The following is a 6,680-nucleotide window of genomic DNA, read 5'->3' as shown; positions in this document are numbered from 1 at the left end:
TCGGGGGACGGTTCTTTGACGTTCGAATTTCGCACGCGGAAGAACCGTCCCCCGGCGTGCGCGAGAGCCGGGGTTGGTGCGGGCGAACTAGAGTCGCAAGAGTGACCGTAGGCCACCCGCCCCTGACCTCGGACCGATCAGCCCCGAGCGACGCCCGCACGGAACGGTTCGGTGCGCCCACTCTGCGCCTCGCCGGGCTCATCGGCCTGCTCGCCTTCGTTCTCAACGCCATCGCCGTCGGTGTACCACGGCCCTGGCGGGACGAGGCCGCCACCCATATGGCCAACGAGCGCACCCTGCCCCAGTTGTGGTCGATGCTCGAGCGCATCGACGCCGTGCACGGCACCTACTATCTGCTCGTCCGGGTCTGGCAGCAGCTGTTCGGCGAAGCCATTCTGAGCCTGCGGATGCTCTCGGTGCTCGCGGTCGCGGTCGGTGCGGCCCTGATGACCCTGCTCGGCGCCGAGCTGTTCGACCGCGCCACCGGGTTGTGGGCCGGGCTCGGCTACGCGCTGCTGCCGCCACTCACCGGAGCCGCGGTCGAAGCCCGCTCCTACGCGCTCGCCACGGCGCTGGTCACCGGGGCGATGCTCGCGTTCCGGCTGGCGACCCGGCGGCGGGGTTACCTCTGGTGGGTCTGTTACACGGTGCTGGCGGCGGCCAGCATCTACGTGTTCCTCTACGCCGCGCTGGCCTACGTGGTGCTCGCGGCGATGCTGATCTGGTTGCCGGCGCGCGCCCGGGTGTCGGCCTGTGTCTCGACCGCCGCGGCCGCCGGACTGTCAGTGCCGCTGCTGATCAGGGTCAGCGGGCAATCCGCTCAGGTGTCCTGGCTCGAGGAGTATCACTACGGCTTGCCACAGATCGTCGCGGACGCCTTCTGGGGCCAGGTCGACTGGCTGGCCTGGCTGGGCGTCGGGTTGTCCCTGGTCGCTCTCGGGCACGCCGTCCGGTTGTTGAGGGAGCCGGCGCTGCGGGCACCGGTGGTCTGGGTGCTCGGCTGGCTGGTGCTGCCGAGTGTCATCCTCTGCACGGTGGGCGCCTTCGCCGCCGTCTACCATCCGCGCTATCTGGGCTTCTCGGTGCCGGCGCTCGCCCTGCTGATCGGCCTGTTGCTGAGCCGGCTGTCCGGACGGCGGCTGATCGCAGCGCTCGTCGTCTACGCGGTGGCCTGTGTGCCGCCGCTGGTGGCCTCGCGACTGCCGAACGCGAAACCCACCGTGGCGGCTGCTGTGGCCGTGCTCGCCGAGAACAGCCGGCCCGGTGACGCGCTGTACATCGTCCGGTACGACCGGCACGCGCTGGCCTGGTCGTTCCCGGACGCGGTGCAGCAGCTCAACAATGTGGGTGCCGACACCGGTGACGGATGGCGTGCGGAGGAGTTGAAGCAGCCATCGCTGGGCGTCCGCAAGATCGCCGACCGGCTGACCTCGGTGCAGCGAGTCTGGATCTTCGCCGACAAGGGTTGGCGACTGCCCGAGACCGAGGCGGCCTTCGCACACCTCGGATTCCACCCGCTGCGGACCGTGAGCGTCGATCCGGGCTATCCGGTCACCCTGGTGCTGCTGGAACGCACCGGCTGAGCCCGACCACCCCACCGATCATCCACAGGCCGATCATCCACAGGCCGGTCATCTACAGGCCGGTCCACCCACCGGCCCGCGCCGTGCGGTTCCGCCGATGAGGCAGGATGGGCGCGTGCTCTTGTCCATCCCGTCCCCGCCGATCAGCGGCTGGCAGATCGGCCCCTTCTTCCTGCACATCTATGCGCTGTGCCTGATCGCCGGCATGGTCGCCGCCTGGATGATCGGCAACCGGCGCTGGCAGGCTCGCGGCGGCAAACCCGAACAGTTCGAGACGATCGTGCTGGTCGCGATCCCGGTGGGCATCGTCGGCGCCCGCATCTACCACGTGCTGACCCACCTCGGCGACTACTTCGCGCCCGGCATCGACCCGTGGAGCGCGCTGCGGATCTGGGAGGGCGGCATCGCCATCTACGGCGCCATCGGTGGCGGCGCGCTGGCGGCCTGGCTGATGTGCCGGCGCTACGGCGTCCGGTTCAGCTCCCTGGCCGACTCGCTGGCGCCGGGCATCGCTGTGGGTCAGGCGCTCGGCCGGTTCGGCAACTGGTTCAACCAGGAGTTGTACGGTCTGCCCACCGACCTGCCCTGGGGTCTGGAGATCGACCCGGCGCACCGGGTCCCCGGCTTCGAGCAGTACGCCACATTCCAGCCGACATTCGCCTACGAATCGCTGTGGAACCTGCTGGTCGCGTTCACCCTGATCTGGGCCGATCGGCGTTTCCGCCTCGGCCGCGGCAAGGTCTTCGCCCTCTACATCGCGCTGTACGGATTCGGCCGCTTCTTCACCGAAGGCATCCGGCTGGACTTCTCCTACGACACCTTCGGCCCGATCCGGTTCAACCAGGCCGTCGCCGCGCTGATCTGCCTGATCGGTGTCGCGCTGCTGATCTGGCTGGTGAAGAACCGTCCCGGACGCGAGGAGTCGGTCACGCTGACCGCTCCCACCGACGGGAATCCGCCCCCGGCGGACGGCACCGAGGCGGCCGCGGAGGATGAGGTTGACGCCGCCGCTGATGAGTCGGACGCCGAGGTGCCGGCCTCGGAGAGCAAGGGCACTTCGAGCAGCTGAGGGTCTGTTGGCTGCGGAAGGGTCTCGACAAGCTCGACCAGCGGTGTCGGAGGGGTCTCGACCAGCGGTGTACTCCGACAAGCTCGACCAGCGCCGCTGCGTCAGCGGCGGATCTGACCCTCCTGGAAGTCGTCGGGGTTCAGCCCGGCGGCCCGGAAGTCGTTGGCGTCCACCGACCCGGAGGCGCCCACCCAGCGCCGGTTGCGTTCGTCCATGAAGTAGCGGTCGGCGCCCGCGTCGACCTGGACGTCCTCCCCGGATGTCGTGCGCACCGTCTCTTCCTCACGCATCATGTTGACCCAGGAGTGCTGCGCGTCCAGCCCCGGCGATTCGGTCCCGCCGCCGGCGACAGGCTGGTTCAGCCGATTCAGGAAGGCAGCGGTGCTCGCCTCGCCCATCGCGACCCGTTGCTCGTGAATCGCCGTGTTGGCCGCACCTGCCGCGGCGATGTCGCCCATCCGCTGGTTGTGCATGGTCTGGTTGAGGTTGGTCCACATCGCGCTCTGCTGGGCGTTGATCGCCTGCTGGTTCGCGAACAACTGATTCTGGCCGGCCCGCCACTGCTGGCTGGTCCGCTCCGAGTACATGGCCCGGTGCAGCAGCGCCCGGTCTGGCTCGCCGCCGGTGGCGAAGAGCACGCACACGTCGGCCATCCAACTGGGGCCGAACGAGTTCGTCGAGAGGATCGCGAGCGCTTCCACAGCACGACCCTGGTCGGTGAACCCGAACCGCGCCGCGGCGGCGCTGCACCGCACCTGAACCCCGTACTCGACGGCCCTTCGCTGCGTCGCCTCGACCAGCTCCGGTTCGGCTTGGACGGGGTCGACGCGGAGACCGGGCGCCGCGCCGAAGCGCTGGCTCAGATACTGCGGCAGGAACACCTCAGCACCGACGTACCCGGCCAACTGGTGCACGCCCTGCTGGACGAACATGCCCGACCACGGCTCGTAGAAGTCCGGCAGATCGGGATCGTGCAGGCTCAACCGCAGGGAGCCGTCCGGGGAGACCGCTCGCACGACCCGTCGCAGCGCCGGCCCGACCCGCAGCAACCGGACGTCGTGGCTCCAGCCGGCCGGCAGATCGACCGTGAAGGAACCCTCGTTGGCGTCGGTCACCGACTGCCATTCCAGGCCTGTCATGGAGACAGGGTAGGAGAGCTGGACGGCGGCGTCGAGGCCTGTCTGCATGTGACGGTGATGTGAAGATTTGTCGTCCTGGTGGTCATTTCCACCTTGCCGCGACAAACTTGACTGCCAGGCCCGTCGGCTGACGTCCGCGCTTGCTCGTCCAGAATGCAAGCGTTCGTAACTTTGCCGAAACGTTGGCGTCTGTATGCTGCGCAGGCGTGCAGCGTCGACGCCGGGCGGCGGACGTTCCTTTTCGCACCCCGGCTGTGAGCCTGCGCACCCGGAATGATGAGGAGAACGCCGTATGGCCGAAACATCGATGCCCGCGAGACCCGCTCAGGGTCTTTACGACCCATCCTTCGAGCATGACGCCTGTGGCGTCGCCTTCGTCGCCCAGCTCAGCGGCGAGGCCAGCCACGACATCGTGGCCAAGGGCCTGACCGCCCTGGAGAATCTTGATCATCGCGGCGCTACCGGCGCGGACGCGGCCGCGGGCGACGGTGCCGGCATGCTGCTGCAGGTTCCGGACGCCTTCCTGCGCGCCGTCGCGGACTTCGAGCTGCCCGAGGCCGGCAGCTACGCCATGGGCATGGCGTTCCTGCCCACCTCGCCGGTCAAGCGGGCGGGTGCCAAGCGCACCATCGAGTACATCGCCATCGAGGAAGGCCTGGACGTCCTCGGCTGGCGTCCGGTGCCGACCGACGACTCCACGCTGAGCCCCATCTCGCGGGAGGCGATGCCGGTCTTCGAGCAGCTCTTCCTGTCCTCGCCCGGCGGCGAGACCGGTATCGACCTCGACCGGCTGGCCTACCCGTTGCGGCAGCGTGCCCGCAACGAGGCCGGCACCTACTTCGCCTCGCTGTCCGCCCGGACCACGGTCTACAAGGGCATGCTGACCACCCAGCAGCTGGCCGAGGTGTTCCCCGACCTGACCGACGAGCGGATCACGTCGGCGCTGGCGTTGGTGCACTCGCGGTTCTCCACCAACACCTTCCCCGCCTGGGAACTCAGCCATCCGTACCGGCTGATCGCCCACAACGGCGAGATCAACACCGTCAAGGGCAACCGCAACTGGATGCGGGCCCGTGAGGCGCTGCTGGCCAGCGACCTGATCCCTGGCGACCTGGAGCGGCTCTTCCCGATCTGCACCCCGGGCGGCTCCGACTCGGCGTCCTTCGACGAGGTGCTGGAGTTGCTGCATCTGGGCGGGCGGTCACTGCCGCACGCGGTGATGATGATGATCCCGGAGCCCTGGGAGAACAACACCGAGATGGATCCGGCTCGCCGGGCCTTCTACTCGTTCCACTCCTCGCTGATGGAGCCCTGGGACGGCCCGGCCGCGGTCTGTTTCACCGACGGTTCGCTGATCGGTGCGACGCTGGACCGCAACGGTCTTCGTCCGGGTCGCTACTGGGTGACCGACGACGGCCTGGTGGTCTTCGCGTCGGAGGCCGGTGTCCTCGATCTGCCGCAGGAGTCGGTGATCGCGAAGGGACGGCTGCAGCCCGGCCGGATGCTGCTGGTCGACCTGGCCGAACACCGGTTGATCGACGACGCCGAGATCAAGTCGTCGCTGGCGGCCGCCCACCCGTACCAGGAATGGCTCGAGCAGGGTCGGGTCGACCTCGACGACCTGCCGGAACGCCAGCACGTGGTGCACAGCGCCGCCTCGGTGCTGCGCCGCCAGCAGATGTTCGGCTACACCCACGAGGAACTGAAGCTGATCCTGGCGCCGATGGCGAACAACGGCGCCGAACCGATCGGTTCGATGGGCACCGACACGCCGCTGGCGGTGCTCAGCAAGCGGCCACGGCTGATCTTCGACTACTTCGCGCAGCTGTTCGCCCAGGTCACCAACCCGCCGCTGGACGCCATCCGCGAAGAGCTGGTCACCTCGCTCAGTTCGACGTTCGGACCCGAGGGCAACCTGCTGGAGCCCGGTCCGGATTCGTGCAAGCAGATCGTGATCGGCTACCCGGTGCTCGACTCCGACCAGCTGGCCAAGCTGGTCCGGATCAACCGCGACGGCACCATGCCCGCCTACGACACCCATGTGGTGCGCGGGCTCTACCCGGTCGAGGAGGGCGCCGAGGGTCTCAAGGCCGCCCTGGACGAGCTCTGCCAGGAGGTGACCAACTCGATCGAGCGCGGCTGCCGGACGATCATCCTGTCCGACCGGCACTCCAACGCCGACCTGGCGCCGATCCCGTCGCTGCTGCTCACCGCGGCCGTCCACCACCATCTGGTGCGCGAGAAGAAGCGCAGCCACGTCGGCCTGATCGTCGAGGCGGGCGACGTGCGCGAGGTGCACCACCTGGCGCTGCTGATCGGCTACGGCGCGGCGGCGGTCAACCCGTACCTGGCTTTCGAGTCGGCCGAGGACCTGGCCCGTCGCGAGTGGCTGGTGAAGGTCGATCCCGACAAGGCGGTCGCCAACGTTCGCAAGGCGCTCGGCAAGGGCGTCCTGAAGGTGATGTCGAAGATGGGCGTCTCGACCATCGCGTCGTACACCGGTGCGCAGATCTTCGAGGCGCTCGGGCTCAGCTCGGAGTTCGTCGACAGCTACTTCACCGGCACCCCGAGCCGGGTCGAGGGCATCGGGCTGAACGAGATCGCCCAGGGCATCGCCGCACGGCACGCCCAGGCGTACCCGCCCGACCGGATCACCCTGCCGCACCGCACCCTGAACGTCGGCGGCGAGTACCAGTGGCGACGCGAGGGCGAACCGCACCTGTTCGATCCCGAGACGGTGTTCCGGCTGCAGCACGCTACCCGGTCGAAGCGCTACGACATCTTCAAGGCCTACACCGAGCGGGTGAACGACCAGGCCGAGCGGCTGATGACGCTGCGCGGGCTGCTCGAGTTCGCGTCCGACCGCAAGCCGGTGCCGATCGACGAGGT

4 protein-coding genes are annotated in these 6,680 nt (G+C 68.7%); 3 read left to right on the top strand and 1 reads right to left on the bottom strand.

The window, feature by feature from the left end; translation table 11 throughout:
• The first annotated feature begins 101 nt into the window (after positions 1–101).
• A complete protein-coding gene (locus Q0066_RS13545) occupies positions 102–1,583 on the top strand; it encodes a glycosyltransferase family 39 protein (protein WP_298133764.1) in 1,482 nt (493 codons plus the stop codon).
• Positions 1,584–1,698: 115 nt separating this feature from the next.
• Positions 1,699–2,652, top strand: a complete 954-nt coding sequence (gene lgt / locus Q0066_RS13540) for a prolipoprotein diacylglyceryl transferase (RefSeq protein WP_298133762.1) — start codon at positions 1,699–1,701, stop codon at positions 2,650–2,652.
• Between the two features lie 101 nt (positions 2,653–2,753).
• Here the strand turns inward: lgt and Q0066_RS13535 are convergent, their stop codons facing one another.
• Complete coding sequence (locus Q0066_RS13535) at positions 2,754–3,791, bottom strand: hypothetical protein (RefSeq protein WP_298133760.1); 1,038 nt, start codon at positions 3,789–3,791, stop codon at positions 2,754–2,756.
• Between the two features lie 292 nt (positions 3,792–4,083).
• Here Q0066_RS13535 and Q0066_RS13530 point away from each other — a divergent pair.
• Positions 4,084–6,680, top strand: a 2,597-nt coding sequence (locus Q0066_RS13530; RefSeq protein WP_298133758.1) for a glutamate synthase central domain-containing protein, incomplete at its 3' end; no start/stop codon positions are given.

Source organism: Micropruina sp. (assembly GCF_027492755.1).
In the GTDB taxonomy this organism is placed as follows: domain Bacteria; phylum Actinomycetota; class Actinomycetes; order Propionibacteriales; family Propionibacteriaceae; genus Micropruina.
This window is presented reverse-complemented; position numbering and strand designations above follow the sequence as displayed.

Coding starts and splice junctions, on each gene's coding strand:
- Q0066_RS13535 (WP_298133760.1), bottom strand. CDS start 3,791: ATGACAGGCCTGGAATGGCAGTCGGTGACCGACGCCAACGAGGGTTCC.